The sequence below is a fragment of the Bacillus sp. 05T31 genome, from assembly GCF_056396725.1.
Map to the genome: position 1 here is coordinate 1 of NZ_JBFTMA010000601.1, position 2,772 is coordinate 2,772.

The 2,772-nt window shown below is 34.6% G+C and carries 3 protein-coding genes and 1 pseudogene; 2 read left to right on the forward strand and 2 right to left on the reverse strand.

The genetic code is table 11. The features are described from left to right. On the forward strand, window positions 1-564 hold a 564-nt coding region (locus tag AC1DJR_RS24955; protein ID WP_477003760.1), incomplete at its 5' end, for a thioredoxin family protein. Window positions 565-603: 39 nt separating this feature from the next. Here the strand turns inward: AC1DJR_RS24955 and AC1DJR_RS24960 are convergent. Together AC1DJR_RS24960 and uppP are read right to left on the reverse strand one after the other, a co-directional pair. Next, window positions 604-1,069 (reverse strand): annotated as a pseudogene (locus AC1DJR_RS24960) (SRPBCC family protein). A 195-nt stretch (window positions 1,070-1,264) separates the two neighbouring features. Then, a complete protein-coding gene (uppP, locus tag AC1DJR_RS24965; RefSeq protein WP_002086752.1) occupies window positions 1,265-2,056 on the reverse strand; it encodes a bacitracin resistance undecaprenyl-diphosphatase in 792 nt (263 codons plus the stop codon). Window positions 2,057-2,238: 182 nt separating this feature from the next. On the opposite strand from uppP, the gene AC1DJR_RS24970 reads away from it, so the two are divergent. After that, on the forward strand, window positions 2,239-2,772 hold a 534-nt coding region (locus tag AC1DJR_RS24970; RefSeq protein WP_477003761.1), incomplete at its 3' end, for an MATE family efflux transporter.

Consider the following 2,772-nt stretch of genomic DNA (forward strand, 5'->3'; position numbering starts at 1 on the left):
GTGTTACTTATGAACTTACTACAATGGGCTGATAAAGGCATGTCCTTTGATACATATGTGAATGAAATGAAAGTAAACCAATACGAGCTACTACACATTTACAATAACTTTTTAATTCCAAATGAATTACTTCCAGTTTTAGAAGAACGTCAAAATGATGGCTGGCGCGTTATCGTATTAACAGCTGACTGGTGCGGCGACGCTCTTTTATGTGTACCTGTTATGAAACGAATTTCTGAAGTTGCAAATATTGATATGCGTTTATTAATTCGCGATGAAAACTTAGAGTTAATGGATCAATACTTAACAAACGGAACAGCACGTGCGATTCCAATCTTTATTTTCATTGATAAAGACGGAAATGAACAAGCCGTCTTTGGACCACGCGCTCCAAAAGTACAAGAATTAGTAACTTCAATGCGCGCTACATTACCTGAAAAAGAAGATCCAACATTCGAAGAGAAACAAAAAGAAATGTATGCTAATTTCCGTGCTACATTAGCTGATGATACTTCTCTTTGGGAACATGTAATGGAAAGTATGATTGAGAAAGTAGTAAAATAAAAAACCTGCCGATTTCGGCAGGTTTTTTATTTTACTAAATTATAATCCTTTTTTCTGAGAATATACAGCATCTACGCACGCTGCTAAACGTTCCATTTCACCCATGTATATTCCACGTGTCATCCACCCAGTCAACTTGTACATAATTTTATATAAAAAATTCTTCGGTTCAAATTCTACGATTAAAGTAAGAGATGTACCTTCTTCATCCTCTTCTAACATATAAGTTGCAGCTGTATAACCTTGCTTCATCTCACATCCAACTGAAACGATATACGGTTCATCATACTCTAAAATTTCCGCCTCAAATTCATATATTTTCTTCCCCATCTTTTGCACAGATATATATTTGTCACCTTCACGAGGGTTTTCAACATCTATATTTGAAGGATACCTATTTTCTACCATAAAGGTACTCCCATTCTAGTATTTTCTCGTCATTGTGTACATAATCAAATACAACATCAATTGGTGCTGGAATTACTATTTCTATTGCAAAACTCACTAAATTGCTCCTCTCAAATACCCTATCGATTTCCTTAAAATTATTATAACGAAATCATTATGGCATATTTCACATGGTGAAATACAAGTAATTGAAGGTAAAAGTTTCATTTTTCTCTCTCTATAAAAAAATACCCTACAGAGTAGACTTTTTTTTCAAGTGTCTATTCTATAGGGTATTGCTGATATTTTATACTTACATAATGAAGAAATAGAATACCGCAGCTAAAATGAAACGGTAGTAAGCGAACGGTGTTAGTTTTACACGACCTAATAATTTTAAGAATGAAACAATTGCAAGCATCGCAACAACGAATGCTGTAATAAATCCAGTTGCAAATAACGGTATATCAGCCGCGCTTAATATATCCCAGCTTTTAATTAAATCTAAGGCACTTGCAGCTACCATCATTGGCACCGCTAAAATAAATGTATATTCCGCTGCCGCTGTATGCGAAACACGTGCTAATAAACCACCACTTATTGTTGATCCAGAACGAGAAAACCCTGGCCAAAGTGCTAAACATTGGAACATTCCGATTGTAAATGCTTGCTTATATGTGATTTCATCTAACGTTCTTGCTGTACTTGGTTTTGAAAACTTCTCAGCAACAATCATTAAAATACCACCAGCTACTAAGCTAATAACAACCGGTCCTGGACCGAATAAAACTTCTTTAATTGCGCTATGGAATAGTACGCCGAGTATGCCGGCAGGAATCATCCCGATAATAATATGTAATAAATTTAAAGATGGTCCATCAGTTACTTTCCCTATTCCAACTAATGACCATAAACGTTTCCAAAATATAACAACAACTGCTAAAATCGATCCCAACTGAATAACAACTTCGAAAACTTTCGCTCTATCGTCTTCAAATCCAATTAAGTGTCCTGTTAAAATCATATGTCCTGTTGATGATACTGGTAAAAACTCTGTTAAACCTTCAACAGCACCCATGATTAATCCAATTAGCCAATCAGCCACAAGTAGTGCCTCCTTAATAACGAATATGTAATTTTTTCACACCTTATCATAATACCTTATCCCTTTTCAAAGTGCATCCTTTTTTTATTGATTTCATTTGTTGTATACGCTTATTTCTTTTCTATTTTTTAATTAAATTGTATGATAATAAGAGTTTGTTTTTTACGTTGAAAGGGGATTTTATGAAAGAAACTACTTCATTCTCACAAAAGTTAAAGCAATTTTTATTACTCTTTTTCCCGATTTTTGTAACGCAAATGTCATTATTTGCGATGAGCTTTTTTGATACGACAATGTCAGGACATGCGAGTCCTATTGATTTAGCGGGTGTTGCTATCGGAACAAGTATATGGCTTCCCGTTAGTACCGGCTTAACAGGAATTTTAATGGCTACTACTCCTATTGTTGCACAGCTCGTTGGATCAAAGAAAAAGGAGGACGTTCCCCACATTGTCATACAAGCAGTATATTTAGCAATTTGTGCTAGTTTCGTTGTTATCCTTATCGGATTCTTCGCTGTTTCACCTATTTTAAATGGCATGCAATTAGAAGAACCCGTGGAACGTATTGCAGCACAATTTTTAATTATTATCGCGATTGGAATTATCCCTTTATTTACTTACACCGTTTTACGTGGATTTATTGATGCATTAGGAAAAACTCGAACAACGATGATTATTACATTACTATCATTACCAATTAATGTAGTATTAAAT